The sequence below is a fragment of the Rhizobium sp. G187 genome, assembly GCF_051549525.1.
GTDB lineage: Bacteria > Pseudomonadota > Alphaproteobacteria > Rhizobiales > Rhizobiaceae > Allorhizobium.
Window position 1 is genome coordinate 20742 of record NZ_JBPUGM010000006.1, and the last position, 26958, is coordinate 47699.

Here is a 26958-nt window from a genome sequence, read left to right on the forward strand (position 1 = left end):
ATGAACTGCGCCTGTTAGCGCAGAGCGCCGACCAGAACGTCGGAGCTGCCGTTCTCGATGGTCACCCAGCGACCAGTGTCAGTGCTCGACTGACGCTTGAGGAAAGTGTAGCGCGTTTCGGTCCACAGCTTCACGTCGTCGTTCAGGTTGTCGAGCACGAAGTCGCCGGACTGTGTGCGAACGGTCAGCACGGCATGGCCTTCGCCATCGGGCTTGCGAACAACGGTGATCAAAAGATCAGCAAGAGAGAAACCGGCCTCGACCAGCTTCTTGCGCTTGAGAAGCGCGAAATCTTCGCAGTCACCGGCCAGGACGGGGTAGGTCCAGAACTCTTCCTTGCCGTGGATTTCGAGATCAGTCATCGGGATGATGCTGCTGTTGACCTCGTTATTGATCCGGTGAAGCATCTTCCAGCCATGCTCGGTGACCTTGGGTGGCATGCTGGAACGGGTGCGGATAGCGCACTCGTCCTGATAGGACTGGCAGAACTCGTAGTGACCAATCGGCTGCGATGTCACGTGACCCGTGATCATCGACAGCGGTGCACTCGATGCGGAAAAGCCAGCACTGGCTGGAGCCAAAACCGCAGCGGCAACCACGAGCGCCATGATGGCGCGTGACCCGTTCTTCATGAACCTGTCCCCTCGTATCCTTAACAAAACGTTAAGGTGGACAGGCGATGCAAGTCAACGGCAGCAATGAGTCTCACCGCTGCAATTCCCGCAGTATGGTTAAAATGCGACACTTCTAACGAGGGGTCTGTGGTTCGCCTCTCAACCTGACGGGAAAAACCCTGACATTCTTGGGGTTTAGGTCGTCGCGGACCTAAATTAGTGACAGAATTGCGGCCCGCATGCGGTCAATATCTTCCGGCCGTGATAGGCGATGGTCGCCATCTCGGATCAGGGTCAGCACCACGTTATCGAGCGGAAGGAACTCCATCAGCTTCAGCGCGTGGCTATGCGGCACGTCAGGATCCTTCATGCCCTGAAGGATATGCACCGGGCACCCCGTCTCGATGAGGTCGGTCAAGACCCTGTTCTGCCGACCATCCTCAATCAGTGCGCGGGTGAAGATGTTCGGCTCGGAACTGTATTCGGACGGCTCTTCAAAATAGCCCCGGTCGGTCAGCGATTGCCGCTCGGCCTCTGTGAGATGCGGCTCGATGAGATCACTGGTGAAATCAGGGGCGGGAGCAATGAGGACGAGGCCTGTGACGCTGAAGCCGAGCGCGCGACGACGCGCCTCCTGAATGACGCGCAGTGCGATCCATCCGCCCATCGATGAGCCGACAAGCACGACCTTTTTCTGACCGGAGGCGGAAATCACGGCGATGGCTTCCTCGGTCCAGCGCGAAATCGTGCCTTTCACAAACTCGCCGCCCGAGACGCCATGGCCGGAATAATCGAAGCGGATGGCGGACAATCCCTGTTCGCCCGCCAGCGCGTCCATCTCGATCGCTTTTGTGCCCGACATGTCGGATCGGTAGCCGCCGAGCCAGACGAGCGCCGGCTTGTCCACGGCGCCGATCCGCGTGATTGTGGCGATGTTGCGGGCCTCTTCGGCCGCGCCGACGGTGATCGTCGTCTCCGCCAGGATGTTCGCGCTATGGCTCATCTTTCGCTCCTTTGTGTTGCCGGTTGTAAAACACATTCGCCAGGACGCGGACAACAGGTGATTTTCTTTCGGAAGCGTGCTATTGACACTGTCGCCGCAGATATCACATAGCCATGAAACGTGCGTGTGCGCGGGCTATCCTGCGGCATTCTGGTAATTTTTAAGGAGACCACGACCATTCGCAGACCGTTCAAGACCGATGCCCCCGTGAAGGACGGGCCGCGCTCCAACCGAGAAATCCGCATACCGAAAGTCCAGCTGATCAATGAAGAGGGCGTGAACCTCGGTGTCGTGCCGACGGATCAGGCTCTGCGCATGGCGGAAGAGGCCGGCCTGGATCTGGTCGAGATTTCTCCGAATGCGGAGCCTCCGGTCTGCAAGATCCTCGATCTCGGCAAGCTGAAATACGCCAACCAGAAGAAGGCGGCTGAAGCACGCAAGAAGCAGAAGATCGTTGAAGTCAAAGAAATCAAGATGCGCCCGAACATCGACACCCATGACTATGAGGTGAAGATGAAGGCGATGAACCGCTTCTTTGAAGAAGGCGACAAGGTCAAGGTGACCCTGAAGTTCCGCGGCCGCGAAATGGCCCACCAGGAACTCGGCATGAAGCTTCTGCTTCAGGTCAAGGAAGACACTCTGACCGTTGCCAAGGTGGAAGCCGAGCCCAAGCTCGAAGGCCGCCAGATGATGATGGTGCTTGCACCGCGCTGAACCGACTGTTTCAGTCCGGTCCCGATCAAGCCGCCCTCGAGGCGGCTTTTTCATGCCCGCAATTCCTGTTTTCGCTGACAGAATGCTGACTGACGCCAAAGCCGGTCTGTCAGGGCCATTGAGGCATGATCACTCCATCGAAGGACTTCACGGAAGGACTTCACCATCGGACCTGGAGGATCTGCACCATGACAACAGCATTGAGACGCGTCTTGCTCGTATCGAGCACAGCCCTGATAGCCCTTACACTTGTTCCGGTTGCCGGCGACATGTTCCCCGGATCGCTGTCGGCCTATGTCGATCAGCAGGCCCAGGCCCGTGGTGGCGATGACGACGGTGATGATGGTGACGACGACAGCGGCGGTAGCAGCGGCAGCGATCACGACAGCAGCGACGACGATAGCGACGATGATGACGATGACAGCTCGGGCCGCGATTCCCACGACGACGATGACGACGATAGCTCGGATGATGACGACGACGATGATAGCTCGGACGATTCCGATGATGACTATGACGACGCCTATGATGATAGCGACGATCGCAAGGGCCGCGGCCGTGGCGGTGATCGCGACGAAATCCGTCTGATCGTCAACGAAGGCCAGTTGCAGGGGCTTTTGAGCGGCTCGATGATCCCCGTAGACCAGAATGGCAAGCGCCTTGGCTTCGAAGTCGAGGAAGAGCATGGCCAGAAGGAAATCAAATTGCGCGCGCCGAAGGGCACCCTGACAGGGGTAACAGTCATTCCCGCTCCCTGACCCTCTACCGGGACGGCGAACCCGATCCGCCGCGGGTGCCCCCCGTCGTTCCGCCCCCGTCCGGCTCCGCCGGGCGGGGATGCTCTTTCTGAGTTGGCGGCGCAACCAACGCGCGCTAATGTGTCTTGTGGTGTTGAAGAGTGAATATGGACCGTCGTCTTTTCCTAGTGCTGCTGTTGAGCGCGACCTGCCTGGCCGGACCGGGCAGCGTGCGCGTCGCCATGGCGAAAGATGGAGAAGACGACGACAACGACAGCGACAGCGACAGCGGCAAAGATAGCGACAACTCCGGCAGTTCCAACGACGACGACGATGATGGTGACGACGGGGATGACAGCAGTGGCAGCGATGACGGGGATGATGACAGCGACGACGACGCGAAGGATGACGACAAGGACGACAGCAGCGGCAATGGCAGCGGTTCGTCTGGTCGCTCCGGCAGCGGCAAGGACCGCCAGCGGCTGCGCGAAGCCGTCGAGAACGGTCGTATCCTGCCGCTTCGCGAGATCCTGAAAAAGGTGGAGGCGATCGACTCCGGAAGGGTGATCTCCGTCGACTTGAACTTAAAGTCCGCAAAGCCCTACTATACCTTCAAGATGCAAAACGGTCCGCGTGTCAAAACCATCAAGCTCGATGCTTCGACGGGGCGGAAACTCAATCTGTTCGGATGGTGACGCATGCGCCTTCTGCTTGCCGAAGATGACCAGACCATCGCCGATCACACCCGGGGCAAGCTGGAGGCGGAGGGTTACTTCGTTCAGCATGTCAAAACAGGCCCGGAAGTCTGGGCGGAAGGCGAGACCGGCGACTACGCGGCGATCGTTCTCGATCTCGGGCTGCCGGGCATGGATGGCCTTTCGATCCTGAAACGCTGGCGGGCATCAGGTGTGGAAACGCCGGTGCTCGTTCTGACGGCGCGAGGCTCCTGGATGGAGCGGGTGGACGGCTTCGAGGCCGGGGCCGACGATTATTTGCCCAAGCCGTTCCGCAGTGAAGAGCTGATCGCCCGGCTCAAGGCCTTGCTGCGCCGTGCCGGTGGCCGGGCAAAGGCAACAGTAACGGCCGGAGCCTTTGTGCTCGATGACGCCGCCCGGCGTGTCACCTTCGAGAGCCGGCCGATCGAGCTGACGCCGCTTGAATACCGCCTGCTGGCGCTGCTGATTGCCGAACCAAGCCGCGTCTTCGATCCGCTGGAGATTGCACGTCAGGTCCAGGGCCGTGACGATGATGCGGCCCGCAATGCCGTGGAGGCAATGATCGCCAGGATCCGCCGCAAGACGCATCCCGGCGCCATCGCGACACGCCGGGGGTTCGGATATACCTTGATCGGTGAGGGAGCATGATCCGATCGCTGCGCCTGCGCCTGCTGGTCGCGGCGGTCCTTGCGGTTGCCTTTGCGCTTCTGCTGGTTGGCTTTGGGCTCAGTCGTGTCTTTTCCAGCTATGTCGCCGATCGTTACCGCGCCGACATGTCGGCGATCATCGATCAGTTGGCGGCGAGCCTGGAGGTCGGGAAAAACGGCTTTTCGCTATCGGCCGAGCCGAGTGATCCGCGTTTCGATCTGCCCGGCAGCGGTCTCTACTGGCAAGTCAGACCGGCAAGCGGAGAGGTGCTGCAGTCGCGATCGCTGTGGGATATCGAATTGCCTGCTGGTGATATTCCGCCGGGTCCCTACGGCTTTTGCGAGGCGGTGGGGCCGGATGGCGACGCCGTTCTGGTGGAGGAGCGGGAGGTCGTCCTCGAAACGAGCAGTGGACCGCTCACCTTCACCATTCTGGCAGGCTTCGATCGGAAGATGATCGATCAGGCGCTCGCTGACTATCATGGCTCGCTCTGGGCCATGCTGGTTCTGACCGCTTGCGTTCTGATCTGTGCAGCGGTCCTTCAGGTGGCGGTCGGGCTGGCGCCGCTGTGGCGGCTGCAGAGCGCCGTTGCCCGCGTTCGCTCCGGCCTTGCCGACCAGGTGACAGGCGAGGGGCCGAGCGAATTGATGCCGCTGGTTGGAGAACTCAATCATCTGCTCAAGGATCGCGAGACCGCAATTGCAAGGGCCCGGGCGCGCGCCAGTGACCTCGCCCATGGCCTGAAAACGCCCCTGACCGTGCTCTCACAGCTCGCTGACAATTTTTCCGACCGTGACCGCCTGCTGGTGCGCCAGCAGGTGGAATTGATCCGCCAGCGGGCGGATCGGCAATTACAGTCGGCGCGTCTCGGCGTGGAGCAGATGACCCAGACCGATCTCGCTCTGCTGACCGGAAAGCTCGTCTCCGTCCTGCAGCCGGTCACGGTTCCGCGCGGCATTGCCTGGAGTGTTTCGATCGATGAAGGGCTGATGGTGGAAATGGATCCGGCCGATCTTGCGGAGGCTCTGGGCAATGTTCTCGACAATGCCACGCGCTTCGCAAACTCGCTGATCGCCATCAAGGCGACGCGCCAGGCTGAAACGGGTGATACGGTTCGGCTCGATATCGATGATGACGGACCAGGTGTGGATGAGGCTGCCTTGGCCGGAATCGTCACGCGAGGGGTTCATCTGGAAGAGGGTGAAGGGACGGGGCTTGGCCTTGCCATCACCGCCGAAATTCTCGCCGCCTATGGCGGGCAGATCGCGATTTTAAGGGCGCCGATCGGTGGATTGCGCATATCTCTGACGCTTCCGGCCCGCACCTGAAGGCCAAAGCTCAAGATTCAGGCGTGTGACCCGTTGCGCTTTATGGGCTTCGCGGTTATAAGCCCCCGTCCGAACGGTCCGGCAGGGCATGCCGTGGCCGTTCTTTATGCTTGAAAACGGGCATTCGTCAGCCTGTTTCGATACAAGAACAATGGAGTAGCAAAATGCCCAAGATGAAGACGAAATCCTCCGCCAAAAAGCGGTTCAAGATCACCGCAACCGGCAAGGTCCTCGCGGCCGGCGCTGGTAAGCGCCACGGCATGATCAAGCGTTCCAACAAGTTCATTCGCAACGCACGCGGTACGATGGTTCTGGCTGAAGCTGACGGCAAGAAGGTCATCAAGAACTACCTGCCGAACGGTCTCTGAGACCCATTCGCTGTTGGACAATTAAGGAGATCATGACATGGCACGCGTAAAACGTGGCGTAACTTCCCGCGCCAAGCACAACAAGGTATTCAAGGCAGCCAAGGGCTTCTACGGCCGCCGCAAGAACACGATCCGGGCCGCAAAGGCTGCCGTCGATCGTTCCAAGCAGTTCGCTTACCGCGACCGCAAGGTCAACAAGCGCAACTTCCGCGCTCTGTGGATTCAGCGTATCAACGCTGCTGTTCGCGAACACGGCCTGACCTACGGCCGCTTCATCGACGGCCTCAACAAGGCTGGCATCGAAGTCGACCGCAAGGTCCTGTCCGACATGGCCATCCATGAAGCGGCTGCTTTCGGCAAGCTCGTGGAAGCTGCCAAGAAGGCGCTCGCATACCTCAAGGATGCCGGCACTGCGAACGAGTTTGAAAGCGCGGTCAAGTAAGCCAGCGCTTCCCGAACTTTATCGATTATTTTGGGAAACCCGCGCTGGCGAAACCAGCGCGGGTTTTTCTTATGCCGCGAGGGTGGCAGGGGTTGGAGATGGCCTATCTGGGTGAAAGTTTTGGTGCGCTGACAAGTGGCGCCGAGCTAACCGACGACGAAATCGCTGAAGTCCTGAGGGCCCTCGTCTCAAGTGACGGCAGGGTGCAATGTCTTGACCTTCCGCGCGGCCGCCTGTGGATCAAGCGCCAGGGGAGCAAGGTTCTGCCCGTCCTCGTTCCCCTGCAGGGTTTGGCCGCTGCCCTTTTGAGAATTCCCTACCTTCGTCCTTCGCCGCAGCTTGCACCAGAGGCGATGCAGGCACGGGAAATGGCACGAATGAAGGCTTTCGCCGCAAAGGGTTTTCCCGTGCCGACGGTGCTTTATGCATCGAAAACGGCCATGGTGATGGACGATGCGGGCTTGACGCTCGCGCATCGGCTCAAGGTCTTGCGACAGGAGGATCCGGCAGCCCATGATGCGTTGCTGGTGCAGGCGGCGGAGGCGCTGGGCCGCGTCCATGCCAATGGCCTTTGTCACGGCCGTCCGCATGTTCGCGATTTCTTCCTCCGCGACGGCGAGGTCGGCTTCATGGATTTCGAAGAAGACCCGGCCTCGGCCATGCCGCTTCCAATGGCACAGGCGCGGGACGTGCTGCTCTACTTCCTCGTCGTGTCCTCTGTGGCGATTGAGCCGCACCGGACATGCCCGCAGGCGCTAGAAGCGTGGTCGCAGCATGCGCCCGCAGCGGCCCTGCGCGAATTGCGCGGCCTGACACGTGTGATCGGCCGAATTTTGCCGCTCGCCCGGTTGATCGGCCGCGTTCACATGGGTAGTGATCTGCGACGCTTCATCATGGCAACAGAATTTCTGACAAGGGCTCCGCTGGGTGCGGCAGAGGGCTCGAACATCGCCAAGGCAGGACAAGATGGTTGAACTAGACGCATTGAAGGCACAGCTTCTGGCGGAGATCGCCGCAGCCGGCGACGAGCCGGCAATCGAGGCCGTGCGTGTGGCCGCCCTCGGCAAGAAGGGTTCTGTGTCCGAACTCCTGAAGACGCTGGGTTCGATGACGCCGGAAGAGCGCCAGACCCGGGGGGCAGCGATCAACGCGCTGAAGACCGAAGTCACCGACGAGATCACGGCGCGCAAGAGCGCCTTGAAGGATGCCGCGATCAACGCGCGCCTGAAGGCAGAGACGCTGGACGTGTCGCTGCCCGTGCGCTCCTCGCCGGCCGAGCGCGGGCGCATCCATCCGATCAGCCAGATCGTCGATGAGATCACCGCGATTTTCGCCGACATGGGCTTCTCGATTGCTGAAGGTCCGGATATCGAGACCGACTATTATAACTTCACCGCACTGAACTTCCCCGAGGGCCATCCGGCCCGCGAGATGCACGACACCTTCTTCTTGTCACCGGACGAGAATGGTGAGCGCAAGGTGCTGCGGACGCACACCTCGCCTGTGCAGGTCCGCACCATGGAGGCGCAGAAGCCACCGATCCGCATCGTCATCCCGGGCAAGACCTATCGCCAGGATTCGGACGCGACCCATTCGCCGATGTTCCATCAGGTCGAAGGCCTCGTCATCGACAAGACCGCAAACGTCGGCCACATGCGCTGGATCCTCGAAGAATTCTGCAAGGCCTTCTTCGAGGTCGACAGCGTCACCATGCGTTTCCGCCCGTCCTTCTTCCCGTTCACGGAGCCGAGCTTCGAAGTCGACATCCAGTGCGACCGCTCCTCGGGCCCGATCGTCAAGTTCGGCGAAGGCAAGGACTGGATGGAAATCCTCGGCTGCGGAATGGTGCACCCGAATGTGCTGCGCGCCGGTGGTCTCGATCCGGACGAGTACCAGGGCTTCGCCTGGGGCATGGGCCTCGACCGCATCGCCATGCTGAAATACGGCATGCCGGATCTGCGCGACTTCTTCAACGCCGATGTGCGCTGGATGAGCCACTATGGGTTCCGCCCGCTCGACGTGCCGACGCTGTTTGGCGGTCTGAGCGTTTAAGGAGATAGACACATGAAATTCACACTCTCCTGGCTCAAGGATCACCTGGAAACCGACGCCTCGCTCGAGGAAATCTGCGAGCGCCTGACGGCGATCGGCCTCGAAGTTGAGGATGTCGATGACAAGGCGGCCTACAAACCCTTCGTCATCGCCAAGATCCTGACGGCCGAGAAGCATCCGGAAGCCGACCGTCTGAAGGTGCTCTCGGTTGATGCAGGCGACGGCAAGCCGGTTCAGATCGTCTGCGGCGCACCGAATGCCCGCGCCGGCATGATCGGCGCTTTGGCGCGTCCGGGCACCTATGTGCCGGGCATCGATGTCACGCTCTCCGTCGGCAAGATCCGTGGTGTCGAGAGCCATGGCATGATGTGCTCCGAAAAGGAGCTCAACATCTCCGACGACCACAACGGCATCATCGATCTGCCTGAGGATGCGCCGGTTGGCACCTCCTTCGCGTCCTATGCCGGCCTCGACGATCCGGTCATCGAGATCAACCTGACACCGAACCGTCCGGACTGCACGAGCGTCTTTGGCATCGCCCGCGATCTCGCAGCCTCCGGTCTTGGCACGCTCAAGGCGCCGAAGGCACCGGCATTCAAGGTCGAGGGTGACACTCCGGTCGAGGTCAAGCTGGAGCTCGAAGACCATCTCTGCCCCGGTTTCGCCTATCGCCTGGTGCGCGGCGTGAAGAACGGTCCGAGCCCGAAGTGGATGCAGCAGCGCCTGCTGTCGATTGGCTTGCGTCCGATCTCCGCGCTGGTCGACGTGACCAACTACATGACCTTCGACCAGGGCCGTCCGATGCATGTCTTCGACGCCGACAAGGTCAAGGGTGCGCTGGTGGTTCGCCGGGCGAAGGAGGGCGAGGAAATCCTCGCGCTCGACACCCGCACCTACAAGCTGAACCCGAACAACGTCGTCATCGCTGACGACAACGGTCCGGAATCGATCGGCGGCATCATGGGTGGTGAACATTCGGGCTGTGACGAAAACACCGTCAACGTGCTGATCGAGTCGGCGCTCTGGGATCCGATCAACATCGCCAAGACCGGCCGCGCCCATGGCATCATCACCGATGCGCGCTATCGCTTCGAGCGTGGCGTAGACCCGGAATACATGATCCCGGGTCTGGAGCGCACGACCGAGCTGGTTCTTGAAATGTGCGGCGGCACGGCTGCAGCGGCCAAGGTCGAAGGTTATAAGGGCCACGAAAAGAAGGTCGTCGACTTCCCCTTCGCGGAAGTGAAGCGGCTGACGGGCCTTACCGTCTCCAACGACGAATCCCGCCAGATCCTGACCGGCCTCGGTTTCGAGATCCTCTCGGGCGACGACAAGGCCGCCAAGGTCTCCGTTCCCTCCTGGCGCCCTGATGTCGACGGCAAGGCGGATCTCGTCGAAGAGGTCATGCGCATGCATGGCGTCGACAACATCAAGCCGGAACCGCTGCCGCCCACCGGCTCGGTGAACGGCAAGATCCTGACCACGCTGCAGATCCGCACGCGCTCCGCCCGCCGGGCGCTCGCGTCGCGCGGCATGATGGAAGCAGTGACCTGGTCCTTCATTCCGGCCGATCAGGCTGCGCTCTTTGGCGGCGGCAAGCCGGCATTGAAGCTCGTCAACCCGATCGCCGCCGACATGTCGGACATGCGTCCCTCGCTTCTGCCGGGCCTGCTGACGGCAGCCCAGCGCAATGCCGATCGCGGCTTTGGCGATGTGGCCATCTTCGAAGTCTCCGGCACCTATGAAGGCGATACGCCCGAGACGCAGCGTCGCGTGGCTGGCGGCGTGCGTCGCGGCACGGCCTCGATGGCCGGTGCCGGTCGCTCCTGGTCGAACAGCGCTAAGGGCGGCGGCAAGCCGGTTGACGTCTTCGATGCCAAGGCCGATGCACTCGCCGTGCTCGAAGCCTGCGGCATTCCAATGAGCAATGTGCAGATCGAGCAGGGTGGCCCCGAATGGTATCACCCCGGCCGTTCCGGCACGATCAAGGCCGGCCCCAAGGTCATCCTCGGCACCTTCGGTGAATTCCATCCGAAGACGCTGGAAGCGCTCGACGTGTCAGGCACCCTCTGCGGCTTCGAGATCTATGTCGATGCCCTGCCGGAGCCGAAGAAGAAGGCGACCCGCACCAAGCCGGCGCTGGAGCTTTCGCCCTTCCAGATGGTCAAACGCGACTTCGCCTTCGTTGTCGAAAAGGCGGTCGAAGCCGGCGCGATCATCAAGGCGGCGACCAGCGCCGACCGCAAGCTGATCACGGGCGTCAATGTCTTCGATATCTTCGAAGGCGCATCCGTTGGTGAAGGCAAGAAGTCGGTGGCGATCGAGGTTTTGATCCAGCCGAGCGACAAGACCCTGACCGACGAGGATTTCGATGCGCTGACGAAGAAGATCGTCGGCAATGTCGAGAAGTCGACGGGTGGTACGCTGCGCGCCTGATCGGTTGCCGACAGGCAGCCCATGCCAAACAAGAAAAAGCCCTTTCTCCGTATTCCGGAGAAAGGGCTTTTTGATCTGGCTTGGTAATCCTTTACGGCCAAGGACCGGAAGGGGGCTTATCACATCAGGCCTTAGAGGCTGACGCGACGGCCTTCCTTGTCGGCGGACTTGCGGTCCGTGCCGTGCTTGGCCAGGATCTCCTTGGCGTCTTCGACCGAGATGCGATGCTTCTTGGCGAAGGGAATGGCTTCGTAAGCCTGGGCCGCGACGGCCGTGTTCTTGTCGTCTGCCATGATGGTCTCCAATCCGAAAACGCTCCGGCAGGACGCCGAAGCCAGTGATGTCGCGTTGAACGGGGAAAAGCGGCTCGCCAGTGTGGAGCCCGCGCGACGCGTGCGAAGGGCGTCGTCCAGAACCTCTATGTGGGGTGCCTGAAGCGAAAACTCAATACTTCTTCTTGCCCAGCTTTTTGTTGCCCTTGGGCCCTGTATAGACGGGCGTGCGCTCCCGGTTCTCCGCCTGTAACTGGCGCCAGCGATCGAGGCGCGCCGGATCAAGCGAACCATACTTGATTGCGGCCTGCACGGCGCAGCCTTTTTCGTGGGAATGCGAGCAATCGCGGAATTTGCAATCCGGCGCAAGGTCGGTGATTTCGGCAAACAGCGTGTCGATCCCGTCGGTCACGTCGCTCACATAGAGCGTGCGAATACCCGGTGTGTCGATCACCCAGCCACCGCCTGCGATGACGTGCAGGGAGCGCGCCGTCGTGGTGTGACGGCCCTTGGCATCATGTTCGCGGATCGCACCGGTTTTCTGCGAGGTTTCGGAATCCGGACCGGCCAGCGTGTTGACCAGCGTCGATTTCCCAACGCCGGACGAACCAACCAAGGCAACGGTCTGGCCAGGCCCGCACCAGGGCTTCAAAGGTTCCAAGGCCTCGGGCGTGCGGGCATTGACGATGACAACAGGAAGGTCGCGCTGCAGCGCCTTCGCCTCATCGGCAAAGACGGAGGCATCATCCACGATGTCGGCCTTGGTCAACACGATCACCGGGCGCGTGCCGGCCTCGTTTGCCATGATCAGATAGCGCTCGAGCCGCGAGGCGTTGAAGTCCGCGTTGCAGGAGGTAACGATGAACAGCGTATCGACATTGGCGGCAGCCAGTTGTTGGCCGAAGGCGCCTTCGGTGCGTCTTTGCAGCACGGTCTGGCGATCGAGCCGGCGCACCACAAGGCTGGTATGGGGCGAGGCCAGGACCCAGTCGCCGACGGCATAGTCTGCTGTATTGCTGTTGGGCGGAAGTTCGATCGCAACCGGACCGCTGCCATCGATCGCGTCGAGGCGGTCACGGTGCACGGACGAAATGCGGCGAACCAGAAGGTCGGCTTCTTCCGCTGTCACCTGATCGGTGAAGAAGGCGGAAAAACCGAGCCGCTCAAGTGCTTTGGTGTCGGTAAGGCCGGTCAAGGGCAGATCACGGGATGAAAACGTGGGGCCATGGGCGCTTTCAGTTTTTTGGACAAGGCGTTGAGGCCTCTCTTAGCGCAGATTGCGCCGGCTGACGCGTGAAATCTGCCCGGTCCCGGAGAATGGCACCCTCATGCCGTTCCCGCGTCGGGACCCGCGCCATTAGCCCTTGAGATCGACCGCTTCCGCAGCGAGCACGGGACGGCGCATCGGCAGCCTTGCAAACATCACCGCATTGCCGGCCAGCGTCAGCATCAGGCCAAGCACGCCGAGTGGCGTCCAGTGATAATCCTCGAACAGGCTCGACAGCGTAAGCGCCACCACGGGAAAGAGGACGGTCGCATAGGCGGCTTTTTGTGAGCCCATGCGGGAGACCATCATCAGATAGGTGGTGAAGCCGACGACGGAGCCGATGGCGGCGAGGTACAGCATGGCGGCGAGATAGGTGGCGGTCGGCGGTGCTACGATCGGAGTTCCGGTCCCGAGGATCAGGGCAAACAGGGTGAGAGCACCGTAGCTCATGCCCCAGGCATTGGCCGTGATTGGCGGGACGCCATCCGCGCTGTTGCGCCGGGACGCCATATTGCCAAGCGAGAAGAAAAGCGTGCCGAGGGCAGACAAGCCGATGCCCTTCCAGCTGTCGGGATTCATGCTGACCAGAATATCCATGCCGAACAGCAGCACCAGCCCGGTGGCGCCGAGCGCAGCAGCCAGAAGCGTGCGCGGGCTGATCCTGTCGCCAAAGAAAATCCGGGCGTTGACGGCATTGTAGATCGTCGCCAGCGAAAAGACGACTGAGATCAGGCCGGAGGGGACGTAGCTTGCGGCGTGATAGAAGCAGAGAAAGTTGCAGCAGAACAGGCAGAGCGCCTGGGCAAGGATGAAGGGTTGCTGGCGCAGCGGCGGCACCTTCAGGCGACCCATGACAATGAGCACGACAAGAAAGATCAACGCCGCGGTGGCAAAGCGGTAAAACACCGAGACCAGAACCGGCACCGGACCGATCTGCAGGGCAATGGCAATCCAGGTCGTGCCCCAGATCAGCACGGTGGAGGAAAACAGCAGGAAGTTGGTCATGAGCGTCCCTTGATGATGGACGACACCTAGCGCCGCGACACTTCGGAGTTCTTGCACGATCTTGCGGTGAACATGGACCAGGCGAGAGCAAACACCCGATTTGACCGTGCCGCCGAGGCGCGGTTGCGCTAGAGTGTGCCTCTGATCATCTGGGCCTTCGAATGCTGCACGCCTCTTCCGTCTTCAGTTCGCTATCCGCCTCGCCCCGCGCCGAGCGGCTGGATGCGCTCGACCTGGGGCAGGGACGGGCAAGTGCCCTGTGGCGCAACAGCCATGACCGGATGAGCTACGAGCGCAATGATGGCCACACCTTCAGCTGTTATCTGGAGGGCGGCGACGGGACGCGGCGGCTGGATGCAGGCTCGATCCATGGCTGGCCCGGCGCGCTCTGCGTCATGCCGCAGGGTGCGTCCTCGCAATGGGAAATCACCGACCGGTTCGAATTCATCCACCTCTATGTCTCGGACGAGGAATTGCGCCGGTTGTTTGCCGAGACCTTTGATCGCGATGCGCGGCTGATGGTGATCCCGGAAGCCACCTTTGACGAGGCACCGCATCTTGCAGGCGCGCTGGGCCAGCTGGCGCGGGCGACGCGCACAGGCGAGAGGCTCCTGGCCGAGCAGGCGCTGGTATCGGTGGTCGGCGATCTCTTCGGCGATCCGCGCTATGGCGGCGAAAAGCGGATCACGTTGCGCGGCGGGCTTGCACCGGCGATGCGCCGCCGGCTGATCGACCATATCGAGGCCAACCTCGACAGCTCGATCAGCTTGCAGGATCTGGCGAGGATCGCAGATCTGAGCGAATTCCATCTGCAGCGGATGTTCCGGATCAGCTGTGGGGTTTCACCCCACGGCTTCATCCTTCACCGTCGCATCGACCGCGCACGGCAGATGCTGGCCGACGGCGAACCGATCGCTCAGATCGCCGCGATCTGCGGCTTCAGCAGCCAGAGCCACCTGACACGGATGTTCAAGGGCGTGACCGGGACGACGCCGTCTGCCTATCGCCGCAGCGTGACGGGCAGCGGCTGATCGTTACCGACCAGCCATCTTCGACATCGCTTCGTTGTAGCGAGCACCGGCCACCTTGTCGGGCGCGACAATCGAGCCGAGCGCCGTCATTTCGTCAGGTGTGAGCGTGATCGCGGTCGCCGCGACATTGCTTTCCAGATTGGCGATCTTGGTGGTGCCGGGGATCGGCACAATGAAATCGCCCTGGGCCAGAACCCAGGCCAGTGCCAGCTGTCCGGCTGTGACGCCCTTGTCGGCGGCCATGTCTTCCAGAGCGGTGACCAGCGCCAGATTGGCGTCGAAATTCTCCTGGTCGAAACGCGGCAGGCCCCGGCGGAAGTCGTTTGCACCGAGCTTGGACAAATCCTTCAAGGCGCCGGTCAGCATGCCCCGCCCGAGCGGAGAGAAAGGAACGAAGCCGATACCTAGTTCGCGGCAGGTCTCGAAAACCCCGTTCGTTTCCGGGTCGCGGGTCCACAGCGAGTATTCGCTCTGGATGGCAGCAATCGGATGGGTCGCATGGGCCCGACGCAAAGTTGCAGCACTGGCTTCGGACAAGCCCAGGGCCTTCACCTTTCCCTCTTTCACCAGGTCTGCCATCGCCCCGACCGTCTCCTCGATCGGCACATCAGGATCGACGCGGTGCTGGTAGAAAAGATCAATCGTCTCGATGCCGAGCCGTTTCAGGGACGCTTCTGCGACGGCGCGGACATGCTCCGGCCGGCTGTCGAGCCCGGAAGGGCGTTCCGCCTTTTCCGCGTCGCCAATGGTGAAGCCAAACTTGGTGGCGATCAGCACCTTGTCGCGGTGCCGCCCGAGCGTTTTGCCCACCAGTTCTTCATTGGTGAAGGGACCGTATACCTCGGCCGTGTCGAAGAAGGTAACGCCGAGTTCGACTGCGCGGTCGATAAGCGCCTGGGCGGAAGCCTCCTCCAGATTGGTGCCATAGGCATGGCTCATGCCCATGCAGCCGAGGCCGATGGCGGAGGGGGTGAGGGAACCGAGACGGCGTGACTGCATGATGACAGCCTCCTTTAGGACGTGAACCTGAAATGTGAATGTACCATGCCGGCTCGAACCGACACAGCAGACAAGCGCAATGTAGGGTTCAGTCTCAATGCTGAAAATGGGTGTAAATCGTCATGTGTTGATCTATAAATTCGAACAATGAACCGGACTCAACTTTCGCAACTGGCGGTGCTGGCATCCGTGGCTCAACACGGCAGTTTTCGCGCAGCCGCCGCAGAACTCGGCATTGCCCCCTCGGCGGTCAGTCATGCGATCTCGGCGCTGGAACGGAGCGTTGGTCTGCGACTGATGGCGCGCACCACCCGCAGCGCCGCCCCGACCGAGGAAGGACGCCGGCTTCTCGCGATCTTGGGGCCAGCGCTTGCCGATATCGAGACCGCGCTGACAGCCCTTTCGGATGAACGCGGCCATCCTGCCGGTCCCTTGCGGATCACCATGCCGCTTCTGGCGGCGCAGGACGTGATAGCGCCGCGCCTCGGCGAATTCTCCCGCCGTTATCCCGAGATTGAGCTTGAGATCGTCACAGACGACCGTTTCGAGGATATTGTCGAGAAGGGCTTTGACGCGGGTCTGCGCCTCGGCGAACATCTGGAGGCCGACATGGTCGCCGTAAGGGTGAGTGGACCTTGGCGCGGTGCTGTCGTCGCAGCGCCCGGCTATTTCATGGAGCATGCAAGGCCGCTTCACCCGCGCGACCTTTCAAGCCACATCTGCATTCGCCGGCGCTTTTCAAGCGGCCTCATCTATCGCTGGGAGTTCGAGAAGGATGGCCGCGCTATCTCCGTCGATGTGCGCGGAAGCCTCATTTTGTCCGACCAGACCCTGATGCGCCGCGCCGCAATAGACGGCGCTGGCCTTGCCTACATCTTCGACGCCCGGGTTGAGACGGACATCGGAGAGGGCCGTCTGATCCGGGTGCTGGAAGACTGGTGCCCGCCCTTCGATGGGTTCTCGATTTACTATCCGAAGCACCGCCAGATGCGCCCGGCGCTGCGCGCCTTCATCGATTTCTTCCACTGGCGCGGCTGAGAGCGGTCAACCAAGCTTCAGCCGATAGCGGACATGGCCGTCTTCCACTGCGTAAGTGTCATAAAGCTTGCGCGCCGTTTCATTGCCCCGGTCGGTATGCCAGTAGAGCCGTGACCAGCCCTTTGCCTTTGTCATCGCGATGAGATCGTCGATCAGCGCCCGGCCGATGCCGCGACCACGAAATGCGGCATCGAGGAACAGGTCCTCCAGATAGCAGTCCGGCGTCTTGACCCAGGTGGAATCGTGGAAATGGTGTATGGCGAAACCGGCCAGTACCCCGTCGACTTCCGCCACCCGCATGGCAACACGCGAGGATGGATCAAGGATGCGGGCCCAGGTATGGGCGGTCACGTCCTCGGCAAGCTCCACCTTGTAGAAGGTCAGATATTGGCTCCAGAGGCCACGCCAGCTGGCCTCGTCGGCGGCGATGGCATCGCGGATAACAAGCGCCATGACATCAGGTTCCGACGTCGTTGAGATGGGCGAGTTGCGCATCCGTCAGAACCAGTTGCCCGGCAGCGATCAGGCTCTCGAGTTGGCCGAGGCTGGTGGCAGACGCGATCGGTGCGGTGATGCCCGGCCGTGCCGCGACCCAGGCGATGGCGACTGTTGCAGGACTTATCCCGGTTTCGGCGGCTACCTGATCAAGGGCGCCGAGGATCGCGAGGCCGCGTGTGTCGAGATAGTCGCCGACGCGGTAGGAACGGGCAGCGCCTTCGGTATCGGCCTTGGCGCGATACTTGCCGGTGAGGAAGCCGGCGGCCAGCGCGTAGTAGCTGATGACGCCAATGTCTTCGGCAAGGCAGAGATCCCGGATCGGCCCTTCGAACCGCTCGCGGGTGTAGAGATTGTATTCCGGCTGCAGAACGTCGAAGCGCGGAAGTCCGTCCCGCGCTGCTGCATCAAGCGAGGCCTGAAGTTCACTGGCTTCATAGTTTGAGCAGCCGATGGCGCGGATCTTGCCCTGGTCCTTCAGCCGCGAAAAAACCTCGAGCGTCTCCTCGATCGGCACTTCGATATCGGGTTTATGGGCGAGATAGAGGTCGATATAGTCCGTTCCGAGCCGCTTCAGCGAGCCTTCGACGGCTTGCTCGATCCATTTGGCCGAAAGCCCAGTCTTGGTCCCATCGTTGTCGAAGCCGACCTTGGTCACGATAATCGCCTTGTCGCGCGCGAAAGACCCGCGCTTCAGCCACTTGCCGATGATCGTCTCGCTCTCGCCGCCCTTATGGCCGTCGACCCAGGCGGAGTAGACATCCGCCGTGTCGATCGTGTTGAAGCCTGCGTCGAAGAAGCGATCCAGCAGGTCAAAGGATGTCTTCTCATCCGCTGTCCAGCCAAAGACATTGCCGCCAAAGACGACGGGGGCGATAGAGAGGCCTGTTCGGCCAAGTGCACGTTTCTGCATGAAATCCTCGGAATGGATCGGGGGCAGGGAACGCTAGCAAGAAGAGCTCGAAGACACCATTCAAAAGCACTGATCGATGCACAAGCGAGATTGTCCCGACAGCGCGCGGTCCAGCGCCGCCACGGTCCGCAATTCGCGACGGATCGGCTCAATTCGCCGTCTTGCGAAACTGGCTGGGCGGCACGCCGTGGTGCTGGGAAAAAACCCGACGCATATGACGGGACGAGGCGAAGCCTGCCCGCAGCGCCAGGCTCTCCATGTCGAGCCTCGATTGCTTGAGCAATTCTTGCGCCAGCGTCACGCGCATGAGGTTGATGTAGTCGACAACGGATTGCCCGACATGCTCGCGGAAGAGGCGAGACAGGTGCCGTTCGCTGAGATGGGCGATTTCAGCCAGTCCCTGAAGCGACCATTGCCGTGCCGGGTCGGCCATAATGGCATCCTGTGCCCGATGGATTGCCGGATGGATGTGGTTGCGTCCTGACAGCCACGGCGACAGTTGCGGATCCTGACCGCTGCGTCTGAGATAGATCACCATCTTGCGGGCTGCGGCGAGTGCGGCCTGCGGCGAGACAAAACGGCTTACAATATGCAGCATGAGGTCAATGCCGGTTGAGATCCCGGCGCTGGAGAAGCGATGTCGATCCTCCACATAAAGGCGGTTCTCGAGCACGGTCGCTGTCGGAGCGAGCTGGCGCAGGGTGCCAAGACAATCGGAATGCGTGGTGCACTCATACCCTTCCATGAGACCTGCTGCGGCGGCGAGCAGCGCGCCCGAACAGATCGTGACAAGCCGGGTGTCATGCCGCACGCTGCCGGCAAGCCAGCGCGTCAGGGTTTTCAGCTGGGGATCGCGCATCATCTCGCCCTTGCCGACCGAAAGACTGCCGGAAATGACGAGAACGGCATTCCCCGGCAGTCTGTCCGGCAGAGGCTCCAGCCCATCGAGAAAGAGCCCGATCGACGTTTGCTGGCGCCGCTCGGCGGAGATGTAGTGGTAGTCGAAGCGCACCCGGTCCTGCTCCTGGTTCGCGTAGCGCAACACCTCCAGCGGACCGGCAATATCGATCAGCAGCGTGTCTGGCGGCACGAGAATGAGAACCGGGATCACTTCCATCTTGGGTCTCCGTCTCAGCCTTGTGTGGCAAGCGGTGCGAGCGCCTGCTCGACCGTGGCAATCCGGGCAAAGCGGCCGGCGAGAACCAGTTCGGTTCTGATCCGGATGTCCTGCGCCGAGAAGACGTGGCCAGAGGCATGCGTCATCGGGAAGGTCAGCGTTGCCTCGGTGACAAAGTCAACCTTGAAGCCGAGATCGGATGCGTGTCGGGTGGTGGTTTCGCAGCACTGCTCGGTGCGGATGCCTGAAACAATGACCCGGCGGATGCCTCGTTCCCGCAACCAGGTCTCAAGGCTCGTATCGACCAGGGCCGAATGGACGTGTTTGTGAAACGTCACATCGGGCGCAAGCGCAATTCCATCCATCGTGCGTACGAGGCCGCCTTCTAGCGTGAAGGGCGCATTTTTGCCGACGTGAAAAATCTGCACGATGGGCATGCCGACAGCCTTCGCTCCGTCGATGAGGGCTTGCTGCCTTGAGAGGTAGGCGTCAAGTTCTGATCCGTCCCAGTAGTGGGCATGGCGAAAGCTCTCCTGCACATCAATCACGATGAGGGCTGTGTCGTGAGCGGACATATTTGTCTCCTGTCGTTGTGATGGAGACTAGCATAAAGCTCTGGAAATGAGCCACCATGCGCAGGCCGGACGAAACGCGGACATTTTCGGTCACGCCTGTGTTCCTGGATTTCGCTTGCCTTCCCGAACGACATTGCGCCTCGTCAAGCCTTCCCCTAATGTCCGCCCCGACATCTTGAGGAGGATTTGCGATGCTGCGTTTTGGAATTCTGTCGACGGCCAAGATCGGCCGAGAACTCGTCGTTCCCGCCATTCAGGACGCGGAAAATGCCGTCGTCACGGCGGTGGCAAGCCGCGATCTGGCCAAGGCCCGGGCGATGGCAGACCGCTTCTCCGTGCCGCATGCCTTTGGCTCCTACGAAGAGATGCTGGCCTCGGACGTCATCGATGCTGTCTACATTCCGCTGCCGACCTCGCAGCATGTCGAATGGGCGATCAAGGCCGCCAATGCCGGCAAGCACGTGCTCTGCGAAAAGCCGATTGCGCTGAAGGCGGCCGAGATCGACGAGATCATCGCGGCGCGCGAGCGCAACAAGGTGCTGATCACGGAAGCCTACATGGTGACGTACGCCCCCGTCTGGCTGAAGGTCCGCGAACTTCTGAGCGAGGGCGCCATCGGCACGCTGAAGATGGTGCAGGGCTCCTTCACCTACTTCAATCGCGACCCCGGCAACATGCGCAACATCCCTGAACTTGGTGGTGGCGCGCTGCCCGATATCGGTGTCTATCCGACGATCACGACGCGCTTCGTCACCGGCAAGGAGCCGGTGCGCGTCCAGTCGACCATCGAGCGCGATCCGGATTTCGGCACGGACATCTATGCCAGCGTCAAGGCAGACTTCTCGGACTTTGAATTGAACTTCTACGTCTCGACCCAGATGGCCAACCGCCAGCTCATGGTCTTCCACGGCACGGATGGTTTCATCGAGGTCAAGTCCCCCTTCAATGCCGATCGCTGGGGTGCCGAGGAAATCGAATTGACCAATCGCGGCCACAATGTCTCGCAAATCTTCCGCTTCCCCGACAGCCGTCAGTACAAGCTGGAAGCAGAAGCATTCGCCCGGGCCGTGGCGGGAACGACCGGCGAGGTGGTGACCTTGGAAAGCTCCAAGGCGAACCAGAAGCTGATCGACGCCATCTATCGCGCAGCGGACAAGGATGGCTGGGAGCCGGTCTGACCGGCATTTGAAGCGTCAGCGCCGGAAGACGTAACGTGAATAGCCGAAGAAGCTGAACAGCATCGCCGCCACTGAGGCGGCGATCAGAGCCGCATAGGGGCTGAGCAGCGGGGCGGCGATGAGCAGCCCCGCATAAACGCCATAATTGACGATCGACGTAATCACCCCGATGAAGCCGTAGCGAAAACCCTCGACGACGATGGTGCGCTTCGAGGCTCCGAAAGTGAAGTTCCGGTTGAGCTGCCAGGTCGCGATCATGGCAAGCGCAATCGCGATCACCCGGCCGGCCAGCGGGCCGATCGGCGTGAAAGTGAGCAACAGCCAGAGCACGCCCATATCGACCGCGAAACCCGTGGCCCCGACAATGGCGAAGCGCAGGAATTTGGTCATGCGGCCCGCGACGTGTCGGACTTCGTTTTCGGCGCCCGCTTCGGCTGTGTTGTCTGCACTTTCGGCGGGGCAGACAGCTGTGACAGGGAGGGCAGGGTCAGATAGTGGATCCGGAGTTGCTCGGCCCGGGACCGCGCGACGGAATCGAGGATCAGCGCTGCAGTGAACGACAGGAATGAGGTCAGCATCAGCGTGACCGCGAGAATCCAGGTCGGCACACGGGCAACAAAGCCCGTGGTGAAAAACTCAAACAGCACCGGCATCATGAAGCCGAGGCTGAGCCCCATCAGGGCGGCCGAGATCAGACCGAAAAAGGCAAAGGGCCGCGTTTCCTTCATCAGCATGGCAAACATCCAGAGGATCTTGAAACCGTCCTTGAAGGTCGAAAGCTTGGAGTGCGAACCCTCCGGCCGGCGTCCGTAGTCGAGCTCGATCTCGCAGACCGGCAGCTTCAGCCGAGAGGCATGCACCGACATTTCGGTTTCGATCTCGAAGCCGCCAGAGACAGCCGGGAAGCTCTTCACATAACGGCGCGAAAAGGCACGATAGCCGGAGAGGATATCGGTGAAGTCATTGCCGAAGAGCAGCCGGTAAAGTGAGTTGAACAGGCGGTTGCCGAAGGCATGTCCGTTACGGCCGGCATCGTCATGCACGCCGCGTCGTGTTCCAACCACCATGTCGGCCCGCTCGGTGATCAGCGTGCGGACAAGTTCCTCGGCGTCGGCAGGCCCATAGGTGCCGTCGCCATCAGCCATGATGTAGATGTCGGCATCGATATCGCAGAACATGCGGCGAACGACATGGCCCTTGCCCTGGCGGCGCTCGCGCACGACGGTGGCGCCAGCGAGCATGGCGGTCAGGGCCGTGCCGTCGGTGGAATTGTTGTCATAGACATAGACGCGTGCGTCCGGCAGCGCGTTCCGAAAATCGCGCACCACCTGACCGATCGTTGCAGCCTCGTTATAGCAGGGCAAAAGAACGGCGATATCGGGTTGGATGGCGGCCGAAGCACTCATGAACGCAAAACCTGTCACATATCTGGCGATCCCGGTGACCGCCTGTCGCTTTACTATTTCTTGAGAAGGTTAAGGCTAGGTTTCGGCAAACAGGACGCCCCGTAATATTGCAGGACAAGGCCGTAGAAGAGCCGCTGCGAGGAGTACAATCGCCATGGCTGAACCCTTTGGACTGGGCCCGGACCCTGCTCGTCGTGCACCGACCGCGCCCCTCGCTTGGGTTGCCGCAGCCTATGTGCTCCTGACCATCGGGATCGTGCTCCTGCTCAATCTGCCCGCGATGCGCGACTACGTGGGGGAGGACAATGATGACGTCATGCGCCTCGTTCAGGTGCGTGATCTCCTCGCCGGCCAAGGGTGGTTCGACCTGACGCAGTATCGATTGGGGCCCGATGGCGGCACGCTGATGCACTGGTCGCGTCTGGTCGACCTGCCGATCATGCTTCTTATCCGGCTCTTCGCCCAGTTCTTGCCGATGCAACAGGCCGAAGCTGTGGCTTTGGCCGTCTGGCCGCTTCTGCTGGTAGCGCCGTTGATGATCGCCATGGCCGTTGCCGGCCGGCGTATCGGAACGGCCGTGACCGTCCATGTTGCCCTGATGCTGACAGCGGTCTTCGTCATCACCAGCAACCGCTTCCTGCCGGGTGCCATCGATCACCACAATCTGCAACTGGTCCTTGTCGCGGTCATCGCGGCCGCTTTGCTCGATCCGCGCCGAGCGGGCCCAAGTTACGCTGTGGCCGGTCTCGCCTGTGCGGCAGCGCTCGCCATCGGGGCAGAAACGACGCCGCTGATCGCCGTCGTCTGCGCCATCGTTGCCGTGTTGTGGGGCCTTTACGGGCCGGTCTTTGCTGCGGCTGCTCGTGCCTTTTCGCTTGCCCTGCTCCTTGGGCTGTCATTGCTTTTCGTCGCGACCGTGCCACCGCAGCACTATGCCGTTGTCACCTGCGACAGCCTGTCGATCGGCTACTACGCGATTCTGGCCGTGGGCACGGGATTGCTGTTTGCCGCTTCCTTCCTGCCGCGCGCGCTTGGATTGACCCCACGCTTCGCAGTGCTGGCGGGAATTGGCCTTCTGGTGGCGGGCGCTGCCATATTCGTCGCGCCGCAATGCCTGCAGAACCCGCTGAATGAGCTCGATCCACTGCTCCATACGCTGTGGCTCAATGGCGTCATCGAGGCGCGATCCTTTTTTGCCCAGCTGGCGGAAGAGCCGGCGACGATCGGTGTCTTCTATGCCGTCGGTTTCTTTGCGATCGCGGTCTGTGTCTTCCGTGTCGTGGACGGGGACCGCCTCGTGCAGCATGGTATCCTGCTGGCACTCTTGTTCGTGAGTTTCCTCGTTGCGCTGGTACAGGTCCGGGGTGGTATCTTCGCCAACCTGTTGGCAATCCCGCCCCTCGCGCTGCTGATCTCAGAATTGCGCGGCAAGGCCAATGATCAACCGGAGCATCTGGGAGCTGGACTGCTTTTCGCCCTGACGGCCTTTCTCTCTGTGCCGAGCGTCTGGGGCCTCGGCGGCGTAATGGTAGCGGAAGGCACGGCAGGTGTGTCGAGCCGCTTGAAGGACATTTTCGCCACTCAACCGGCCGTCGAGGCGAAGCCTGCCTGCGAGACGCCGGATGCGTTTGCAGCGCTTGCCAGGGAGCCTGCGACCCTGGTCGTGGCACCTTCCGACTACGGCGCCGAGATCCTGCGCTTCACCCATCATCGCGCATTGACGGGGCCGTATCACCGCAATCAGGCCGGCATGCTGACCGAGATCCATATCGGCCTTGCAACGCCGGAAGAAGCGCCTGCCTTTCTGCGCGGCGTCAAGGCCGGCATCCTGGCATTCTGCCCCGACGAGGGCCAGACGCAGCGGATTGCCGAAACCAAGCCGGATGGTCTTTACGCCACGCTCGGTCGGGGTGTGGTGCCCGCCTATCTCGTGCCCATCACGGTCAAGGGCGAAACCAGCTTGCAGATCTATCGTGTCGTGCTGCCCTGAGGCGACGGCTATAGAGCACTCTCTGGGAAAGCGTGGCATTGGAAATCGGCTATCCGCCGGTCAGATCGGGCTGAAACACGCGACCATTTCGGCTATTGCTCGATCATGAGCACTTTTTTCGACAGCGATTCGCCGACCAATCTCACCGAATTCTCCGTTTCGGAACTGTCGGGGTCGATCAAGCGCACCATCGAGACGGCTTTCGATCACGTGCGGGTGCGCGGCGAAATCTCTGGTTATCGCGGCCCGCATTCCTCCGGTCATGCCTATTTCAGCCTGAAGGACGACAAGGCGCGCATTGATGCGGTGATCTGGAAGGGCTCCTTCTCGAAATTGAAGTACCGGCCTGAAGAGGGCATGGAAGTGATCGCCACGGGCAAGATCACCACCTTCCCGGGCTCGTCCAAGTATCAGATCGTCATCGAACAGCTCGAGCCCGCCGGTGCCGGCGCACTGATGGCCTTGATCGAGGAGCGCAAGCGCCGCTTCACCGCAGAAGGCCTCTTCGATCCGGCTGCGAAGCAATTGCTGCCCTTCCTGCCAAAGACCATCGGCGTCGTCACCTCACCGACAGGTGCCGTCATCCGGGATATCCTGCACCGCATCTCCGACCGCTTTCCCGTGCATGTGCTGGTCTGGCCCGTCAAAGTGCAGGGCGAGGGTTCCGGGGATGAGGTGGCCAATGCCATCAGGGGCTTTAATGCCCTGGATGAAGCCGGGGATATCCCGCGTCCCGACGTGCTGATTGTCGCCCGTGGCGGCGGCAGTCTGGAAGACCTGTGGAGCTTCAATGACGAGGCCGTCGTCCGAGCAGCAGCGGCAAGCGAGATCCCGTTGATTTCGGCGGTCGGTCATGAAACCGACTGGACCCTGATCGATTATGCGGCGGATGTCCGTGCGCCGACCCCGACGGGGGCTGCGGAAATGGCCGTTCCGGTCAAGGCGGAACTCGAAGCACAGATCGCCACCCTGGGCGCGCGCCTCTCCGGTGCGATCAGTCGCCAGATGGATCATCGACGCCAGAACCTGCGCGCGCTGGTTCGGGCGCTGCCCTCGCTCGACCAGCTTCTCGCCCTGCCGCGCCGTCGGTTTGACGAGGCGGCAACCGGGCTCGGCCGCGGCCTTGAGCTGAACACGATGAACAAGCGTCGCAGCTTCGAGCGTGCCGCGGCCAAGCTGTCTCCGGACATGCTGGCGCGCCGGCTGGTGGAGCGCCGGCAGCGGGTTCTGGAGCGGGCCACGCTTGCCGAGCGCATCGTCGAGCGGCTGATTGAGCGCCACAAGGCGCGTCTCGGCCGCTATGATGCAACGCTGACGGCTGTGCCTGCCCGCCTGAAGGCGATGACAGAGCGCTCGAAGGACAGGCTGGAAAGCCTCGGCCGCCGGGCCGATGGCGCCATGGCGAATGACCTGCGCCGGGCGCGCCAGTCGCTTGTCTCGCAGGATCGCGTTTTGCAGTCCTTGTCCTACAAGAATGTTCTGGCGCGCGGCTATGCTGTTATCCGCGACGAAAATGACCGACCCGTCTCGCGTGCAGAAGAGCTGTCGCATGGGCAGTCGATCGCCATCGAATTCTCGGACGGTCGCGTCCAGGCGGTGGCCGGTGAAGGTGTCATGCCGCCAGAACCGTCGCCCTCTCAGGCTTTCGGGCCATCGTCCGCAAAGTCTGGAGCCGGACCGAAACCGGCGAGAAAGGCTGAGCCACCAGCCGGCCAAGGCAGTCTTTTCTGACGCTGAGTCACCGAAATTTCTGGATTTTCTGCGAATTCACTCAATATTTCTCGGATTTCTGACGAAAAGAGCCAGAAAAAATCCGCTTTTGGAATGAAGAAACAAGGCGAAGCTGCGGAAATTCTCAAAGCCACGACTGAAGGTTGACTTTTGCTGGATTGTCTCTTATGTAGGGCTTGTCGATATTTGTTTGCCTAGATTTGGTTACCGCGCACAAGCGCTTTGAGCGAACCTTCCTTTCAAAAATCGTTATTCTGTCCGGAGTGCAGTCGCGCTGTCGGAAATCTATGCGCTATGAAAGGGTTCATCATGACCACTGGCACAGTTAAATGGTTTAATTCCACCAAGGGCTTCGGCTTCATTCAGCCTGACAACGGCGGCCCGGACGCTTTCGTCCACATCTCTGCCGTCGAGCGCGCCGGAATGCGCGAAATCGTCGAAGGCCAGAAGATTGCCTACGACATGGAGCGCGACAACAAGTCGGGCAAGATGTCTGCTTGCAACCTGCAGGCTGCCTGATAGATCCGGGATCTGCTTTCCCTTGACCACGGATGTACTGGCACTGCCGAAAGCAAGATCCCTTGGAAGGTCAGGCCAAATGCCTGGCCTTTTTTATTTTTATCTCCGGTAAAGCTTCCCGAAAGGAAACGACATGACCGAGATTCTCACCAAGTCCCGCCAGACGGCAGAGGCCGCCTTTGCCAAGACGCAATCGCAGTTCCTGGCGCGTGGACGGGCGATCGACGAACAGGTCTCAATCACGGTTGCACGTGACGAGAAGACGATGCGCCTGCGCGAGGCTCGCCTTGCCAAGGAGCGCCACGACGTGGAAAGCGCCACGGCCGCTCTGGTCGCCAAGCGCGCGCTCAAGACCTGACCCCTG

The 26958-nt window shown here is 61.3% G+C and carries 29 protein-coding genes; 17 read left to right on the forward strand and 12 right to left on the reverse strand.

Annotation, left to right across the window (positions count from 1 at the left end):
• Positions 1 to 14: 14 nt before the first annotated feature.
• Together ACSV9I_RS17010 and ACSV9I_RS17015 are read right to left on the reverse strand one after the other, a co-directional pair.
• Positions 15 to 632, reverse strand: coding sequence for a transglutaminase-like cysteine peptidase (locus ACSV9I_RS17010; protein ID WP_054156364.1), 618 nt, complete (start codon positions 630 to 632; stop codon positions 15 to 17).
• A 193-nt stretch (positions 633 to 825) separates the two neighbouring features.
• Positions 826 to 1617 (reverse strand): alpha/beta hydrolase, encoded by a 792-nt coding sequence (locus ACSV9I_RS17015; protein WP_438330048.1) that lies wholly within the window; start codon positions 1615 to 1617, stop codon positions 826 to 828.
• A gap of 177 nt (positions 1618 to 1794) precedes the next feature.
• On the opposite strand from ACSV9I_RS17015, the gene infC reads away from it, so the two are divergent.
• From infC to pheT, 10 genes are all read left to right on the forward strand, one after another.
• A complete protein-coding gene (gene infC, locus ACSV9I_RS17020; RefSeq protein WP_438330231.1) occupies positions 1795 to 2331 on the forward strand; it encodes a translation initiation factor IF-3 in 537 nt (178 codons plus the stop codon).
• A 188-nt stretch (positions 2332 to 2519) separates the two neighbouring features.
• On the forward strand, positions 2520 to 3089 hold the full coding sequence (locus ACSV9I_RS17025; RefSeq protein WP_438330049.1) for a hypothetical protein: 570 nt from the start codon (positions 2520 to 2522) through the stop codon (positions 3087 to 3089).
• A gap of 146 nt (positions 3090 to 3235) precedes the next feature.
• Positions 3236 to 3763 (forward strand): PepSY domain-containing protein, encoded by a 528-nt coding sequence (locus tag ACSV9I_RS17030; protein ID WP_438330050.1) that lies wholly within the window; start codon positions 3236 to 3238, stop codon positions 3761 to 3763.
• Between the two features lie 3 nt (positions 3764 to 3766).
• The gene (locus ACSV9I_RS17035) at positions 3767 to 4432 is read left to right on the forward strand and encodes a response regulator transcription factor (protein WP_054156361.1); all 666 of its coding nucleotides are present in this window, start codon (positions 3767 to 3769) and stop codon (positions 4430 to 4432) included.
• Positions 4429 to 5760, forward strand: a complete 1332-nt coding sequence (locus ACSV9I_RS17040) for a sensor histidine kinase (RefSeq protein WP_438330051.1) — start codon at positions 4429 to 4431, stop codon at positions 5758 to 5760. The genes ACSV9I_RS17035 and ACSV9I_RS17040 overlap by 4 nt, the downstream gene beginning before the upstream one ends.
• Before the next feature lie 164 nt (positions 5761 to 5924).
• Positions 5925 to 6128 (forward strand): 50S ribosomal protein L35, encoded by a 204-nt coding sequence (gene rpmI / locus ACSV9I_RS17045; RefSeq protein ID WP_054156359.1) that lies wholly within the window; start codon positions 5925 to 5927, stop codon positions 6126 to 6128.
• 37 nt (positions 6129 to 6165) lie between these two features.
• Positions 6166 to 6570, forward strand: a complete 405-nt coding sequence (gene rplT / locus ACSV9I_RS17050; RefSeq protein WP_054156358.1) for a 50S ribosomal protein L20 — start codon at positions 6166 to 6168, stop codon at positions 6568 to 6570.
• A 98-nt stretch (positions 6571 to 6668) separates the two neighbouring features.
• The gene (locus ACSV9I_RS17055) at positions 6669 to 7544 is read left to right on the forward strand and encodes an RIO1 family regulatory kinase/ATPase domain-containing protein (RefSeq protein WP_438330052.1); all 876 of its coding nucleotides are present in this window, start codon (positions 6669 to 6671) and stop codon (positions 7542 to 7544) included.
• On the forward strand, positions 7537 to 8622 hold the full coding sequence (gene pheS, locus ACSV9I_RS17060) for a phenylalanine--tRNA ligase subunit alpha (protein WP_438330053.1): 1086 nt from the start codon (positions 7537 to 7539) through the stop codon (positions 8620 to 8622). The genes ACSV9I_RS17055 and pheS overlap by 8 nt, the downstream gene beginning before the upstream one ends.
• A 12-nt stretch (positions 8623 to 8634) precedes the next feature.
• On the forward strand, positions 8635 to 11058 hold the full coding sequence (pheT, locus tag ACSV9I_RS17065; protein WP_438330054.1) for a phenylalanine--tRNA ligase subunit beta: 2424 nt from the start codon (positions 8635 to 8637) through the stop codon (positions 11056 to 11058).
• Positions 11059 to 11189: 131 nt separating this feature from the next.
• Here pheT and ACSV9I_RS17070 read toward each other — a convergent pair whose 3' ends face one another.
• The 3 genes from ACSV9I_RS17070 to ACSV9I_RS17080 all read right to left on the reverse strand — a co-directional run bounded on the left by ACSV9I_RS17070 (position 11190) and on the right by ACSV9I_RS17080 (position 13602).
• Positions 11190 to 11351, reverse strand: a complete 162-nt coding sequence (locus ACSV9I_RS17070) for a hypothetical protein (protein ID WP_438330055.1) — start codon at positions 11349 to 11351, stop codon at positions 11190 to 11192.
• Positions 11352 to 11502: 151 nt separating this feature from the next.
• A complete protein-coding gene (rsgA, locus tag ACSV9I_RS17075) occupies positions 11503 to 12525 on the reverse strand; it encodes a ribosome small subunit-dependent GTPase A (protein WP_438330056.1) in 1023 nt (340 codons plus the stop codon).
• A 162-nt stretch (positions 12526 to 12687) separates the two neighbouring features.
• The gene (locus ACSV9I_RS17080; protein WP_438330057.1) at positions 12688 to 13602 is read right to left on the reverse strand and encodes a DMT family transporter; all 915 of its coding nucleotides are present in this window, start codon (positions 13600 to 13602) and stop codon (positions 12688 to 12690) included.
• Between the two features lie 281 nt (positions 13603 to 13883).
• On the opposite strand from ACSV9I_RS17080, the gene ACSV9I_RS17085 reads away from it, so the two are divergent.
• A complete protein-coding gene (locus ACSV9I_RS17085; RefSeq protein WP_438330232.1) occupies positions 13884 to 14633 on the forward strand; it encodes a helix-turn-helix domain-containing protein in 750 nt (249 codons plus the stop codon).
• 3 nt (positions 14634 to 14636) lie between these two features.
• Here ACSV9I_RS17085 and ACSV9I_RS17090 read toward each other — a convergent pair whose 3' ends face one another.
• Positions 14637 to 15632, reverse strand: coding sequence for an aldo/keto reductase (locus ACSV9I_RS17090; protein ID WP_438330058.1), 996 nt, complete (start codon positions 15630 to 15632; stop codon positions 14637 to 14639).
• A gap of 147 nt (positions 15633 to 15779) precedes the next feature.
• Between ACSV9I_RS17090 and ACSV9I_RS17095 the strand changes: the two genes are divergently transcribed.
• Positions 15780 to 16670: a LysR substrate-binding domain-containing protein gene (locus ACSV9I_RS17095; protein ID WP_438330059.1), complete on the forward strand. Its 891-nt coding sequence runs from the start codon at positions 15780 to 15782 to the stop codon at positions 16668 to 16670.
• 6 nt (positions 16671 to 16676) lie between these two features.
• Here the strand turns inward: ACSV9I_RS17095 and ACSV9I_RS17100 are convergent, their stop codons facing one another.
• The 4 genes from ACSV9I_RS17100 to ACSV9I_RS17115 all read right to left on the reverse strand — a co-directional run bounded on the left by ACSV9I_RS17100 (position 16677) and on the right by ACSV9I_RS17115 (position 19770).
• Complete coding sequence (locus ACSV9I_RS17100) at positions 16677 to 17123, reverse strand: N-acetyltransferase family protein (protein WP_438330060.1); 447 nt, start codon at positions 17121 to 17123, stop codon at positions 16677 to 16679.
• 4 nt (positions 17124 to 17127) lie between these two features.
• Positions 17128 to 18078, reverse strand: coding sequence for an aldo/keto reductase (locus ACSV9I_RS17105; protein WP_438330061.1), 951 nt, complete (start codon positions 18076 to 18078; stop codon positions 17128 to 17130).
• A gap of 148 nt (positions 18079 to 18226) precedes the next feature.
• Positions 18227 to 19195 (reverse strand): GlxA family transcriptional regulator, encoded by a 969-nt coding sequence (locus ACSV9I_RS17110; RefSeq protein ID WP_438330062.1) that lies wholly within the window; start codon positions 19193 to 19195, stop codon positions 18227 to 18229.
• Between the two features lie 14 nt (positions 19196 to 19209).
• Positions 19210 to 19770, reverse strand: coding sequence for an isochorismatase family protein (locus ACSV9I_RS17115; RefSeq protein ID WP_054156347.1), 561 nt, complete (start codon positions 19768 to 19770; stop codon positions 19210 to 19212).
• Between the two features lie 191 nt (positions 19771 to 19961).
• On the opposite strand from ACSV9I_RS17115, the gene ACSV9I_RS17120 reads away from it, so the two are divergent.
• Positions 19962 to 20948, forward strand: coding sequence for a Gfo/Idh/MocA family protein (locus ACSV9I_RS17120; protein WP_438330063.1), 987 nt, complete (start codon positions 19962 to 19964; stop codon positions 20946 to 20948).
• 15 nt (positions 20949 to 20963) lie between these two features.
• Here the strand turns inward: ACSV9I_RS17120 and ACSV9I_RS17125 are convergent, their stop codons facing one another.
• Complete coding sequence (locus ACSV9I_RS17125; protein ID WP_438330064.1) at positions 20964 to 21338, reverse strand: GtrA family protein; 375 nt, start codon at positions 21336 to 21338, stop codon at positions 20964 to 20966.
• Entirely contained in the window at positions 21335 to 22354 is a 1020-nt protein-coding gene (locus tag ACSV9I_RS17130; RefSeq protein ID WP_438330065.1) for a glycosyltransferase, read from the reverse strand. Before ACSV9I_RS17130 ends, ACSV9I_RS17125 begins: the two co-directional genes overlap by 4 nt.
• A gap of 154 nt (positions 22355 to 22508) precedes the next feature.
• On the opposite strand from ACSV9I_RS17130, the gene ACSV9I_RS17135 reads away from it, so the two are divergent.
• From ACSV9I_RS17135 to ACSV9I_RS17150, 4 genes are all read left to right on the forward strand, one after another.
• On the forward strand, positions 22509 to 24344 hold the full coding sequence (locus tag ACSV9I_RS17135) for a hypothetical protein (RefSeq protein WP_438330066.1): 1836 nt from the start codon (positions 22509 to 22511) through the stop codon (positions 24342 to 24344).
• A gap of 105 nt (positions 24345 to 24449) precedes the next feature.
• Positions 24450 to 26075, forward strand: coding sequence for an exodeoxyribonuclease VII large subunit (gene xseA / locus ACSV9I_RS17140; protein WP_438330067.1), 1626 nt, complete (start codon positions 24450 to 24452; stop codon positions 26073 to 26075).
• Positions 26076 to 26384: 309 nt separating this feature from the next.
• Positions 26385 to 26594 (forward strand): cold-shock protein, encoded by a 210-nt coding sequence (locus ACSV9I_RS17145; protein WP_025427963.1) that lies wholly within the window; start codon positions 26385 to 26387, stop codon positions 26592 to 26594.
• Positions 26595 to 26727: 133 nt separating this feature from the next.
• Positions 26728 to 26952 carry a hypothetical protein gene (locus tag ACSV9I_RS17150; RefSeq protein ID WP_054156341.1) on the forward strand — a complete coding sequence of 75 codons (225 nt, stop codon included), beginning with the start codon at positions 26728 to 26730 and terminating at the stop codon, positions 26950 to 26952.
• Positions 26953 to 26958 lie beyond the last annotated feature (6 nt).

Bases quoted from the DNA above. Each gene is read 5' to 3' on its own strand.
- ACSV9I_RS17010 (WP_054156364.1), bottom strand. From the start codon at position 632: ATGAAGAACGGGTCACGCGCCATCATGGCGCTCGTGGTTGCCGCTGCG.
- ACSV9I_RS17015 (WP_438330048.1), bottom strand. From the start codon at position 1,617: ATGAGCCATAGCGCGAACATCCTGGCGGAGACGACGATCACCGTCGGC.
- ACSV9I_RS17025 (WP_438330049.1), top strand. From the start codon at position 2,520: ATGACAACAGCATTGAGACGCGTCTTGCTCGTATCGAGCACAGCCCTG.
- ACSV9I_RS17030 (WP_438330050.1), top strand. From the start codon at position 3,236: ATGGACCGTCGTCTTTTCCTAGTGCTGCTGTTGAGCGCGACCTGCCTG.
- ACSV9I_RS17035 (WP_054156361.1), top strand. From the start codon at position 3,767: ATGCGCCTTCTGCTTGCCGAAGATGACCAGACCATCGCCGATCACACC.
- ACSV9I_RS17040 (WP_438330051.1), top strand. From the start codon at position 4,429: ATGATCCGATCGCTGCGCCTGCGCCTGCTGGTCGCGGCGGTCCTTGCG.
- rpmI (WP_054156359.1), top strand. From the start codon at position 5,925: ATGCCCAAGATGAAGACGAAATCCTCCGCCAAAAAGCGGTTCAAGATC.
- rplT (WP_054156358.1), top strand. From the start codon at position 6,166: ATGGCACGCGTAAAACGTGGCGTAACTTCCCGCGCCAAGCACAACAAG.
- ACSV9I_RS17055 (WP_438330052.1), top strand. From the start codon at position 6,669: ATGGCCTATCTGGGTGAAAGTTTTGGTGCGCTGACAAGTGGCGCCGAG.
- pheS (WP_438330053.1), top strand. From the start codon at position 7,537: ATGGTTGAACTAGACGCATTGAAGGCACAGCTTCTGGCGGAGATCGCC.
- pheT (WP_438330054.1), top strand. From the start codon at position 8,635: ATGAAATTCACACTCTCCTGGCTCAAGGATCACCTGGAAACCGACGCC.
- ACSV9I_RS17070 (WP_438330055.1), bottom strand. From the start codon at position 11,351: ATGGCAGACGACAAGAACACGGCCGTCGCGGCCCAGGCTTACGAAGCC.
- ACSV9I_RS17080 (WP_438330057.1), bottom strand. From the start codon at position 13,602: ATGACCAACTTCCTGCTGTTTTCCTCCACCGTGCTGATCTGGGGCACG.
- ACSV9I_RS17085 (WP_438330232.1), top strand. From the start codon at position 13,884: ATGAGCTACGAGCGCAATGATGGCCACACCTTCAGCTGTTATCTGGAG.
- ACSV9I_RS17090 (WP_438330058.1), bottom strand. From the start codon at position 15,632: ATGCAGTCACGCCGTCTCGGTTCCCTCACCCCCTCCGCCATCGGCCTC.
- ACSV9I_RS17095 (WP_438330059.1), top strand. From the start codon at position 15,780: ATGAACCGGACTCAACTTTCGCAACTGGCGGTGCTGGCATCCGTGGCT.
- ACSV9I_RS17100 (WP_438330060.1), bottom strand. From the start codon at position 17,123: ATGGCGCTTGTTATCCGCGATGCCATCGCCGCCGACGAGGCCAGCTGG.
- ACSV9I_RS17105 (WP_438330061.1), bottom strand. From the start codon at position 18,078: ATGCAGAAACGTGCACTTGGCCGAACAGGCCTCTCTATCGCCCCCGTC.
- ACSV9I_RS17110 (WP_438330062.1), bottom strand. From the start codon at position 19,195: ATGGAAGTGATCCCGGTTCTCATTCTCGTGCCGCCAGACACGCTGCTG.
- ACSV9I_RS17115 (WP_054156347.1), bottom strand. From the start codon at position 19,770: ATGTCCGCTCACGACACAGCCCTCATCGTGATTGATGTGCAGGAGAGC.
- ACSV9I_RS17120 (WP_438330063.1), top strand. From the start codon at position 19,962: ATGCTGCGTTTTGGAATTCTGTCGACGGCCAAGATCGGCCGAGAACTC.
- ACSV9I_RS17125 (WP_438330064.1), bottom strand. From the start codon at position 21,338: ATGACCAAATTCCTGCGCTTCGCCATTGTCGGGGCCACGGGTTTCGCG.
- ACSV9I_RS17130 (WP_438330065.1), bottom strand. From the start codon at position 22,354: ATGAGTGCTTCGGCCGCCATCCAACCCGATATCGCCGTTCTTTTGCCC.
- ACSV9I_RS17135 (WP_438330066.1), top strand. From the start codon at position 22,509: ATGGCTGAACCCTTTGGACTGGGCCCGGACCCTGCTCGTCGTGCACCG.
- xseA (WP_438330067.1), top strand. From the start codon at position 24,450: ATGAGCACTTTTTTCGACAGCGATTCGCCGACCAATCTCACCGAATTC.
- ACSV9I_RS17145 (WP_025427963.1), top strand. From the start codon at position 26,385: ATGACCACTGGCACAGTTAAATGGTTTAATTCCACCAAGGGCTTCGGC.
- ACSV9I_RS17150 (WP_054156341.1), top strand. From the start codon at position 26,728: ATGACCGAGATTCTCACCAAGTCCCGCCAGACGGCAGAGGCCGCCTTT.